We start from the raw sequence: 628 nt of genomic DNA on the forward strand, positions 1-628 counted from the left end.
GGACCCTCAGGTGGCGAGTGTCGGTCTGACGGAATCGCAAGCCCATGCTGCCGGGTACGCCGTGCGGACTTCGGTGCTCTCGCTCGACAACGTGCCGCGTGCGCTCGCGGCGCGCGACACACGGGGGCTTATCAAGCTCATCGCGGATGGGGTAACCCGCAAACTACTCGGAGCGCATATTCTCGCGCCAGAGGGCGCCGATAGCATCCAGACTGCGGCCTTGGCCATCCGCTGCGGTCTCACGATTGATGATCTGTCGGAGACGATCTTCCCCTATCTCACGACCGTCGAGGGCCTGAAGCTCGCGGCACAGACGTTCGACAGGGACGTGAAGAAACTGTCCTGCTGCGCCGGGTAACGGGGCGGCCTAACGAACTGGCTATGGAATCAGAATTGTCACTAGCGTCCGAACCCGCAGTGGAGATCAGACCGGGCGTATTCCGTCCGGACTGGTCTGCGGTGGCAAGTGCAGCGGCACGCCAGGCGCTCCTTGGGCGCATACCGCGCTTGGCGGCCAGACCGTGACCACGACGGTGGAGGGACGGCAACGCTTTAGCGTTAACATGCGATACCCGCGCGATTTGCGCGACAGTCCGCAGGCCATCGCCAACGATGTCCTAGTGCCGAT

The 628-nt window shown here is 63.5% G+C and carries 1 pseudogene; it reads left to right on the forward strand.

From position 1 onward, the window contains the following. Window positions 1-358 (forward strand): annotated as a pseudogene (locus ACTIFK_RS19010) (mercury(II) reductase); the annotation flags it as partial. Window positions 359-628: the final 270 nt, after the last annotated feature.

The organism is Hyphomicrobium sp. (assembly GCF_051860585.1).
In the GTDB taxonomy this organism is placed as follows: Bacteria; Pseudomonadota; Alphaproteobacteria; order Rhizobiales; family Hyphomicrobiaceae; genus Hyphomicrobium_C.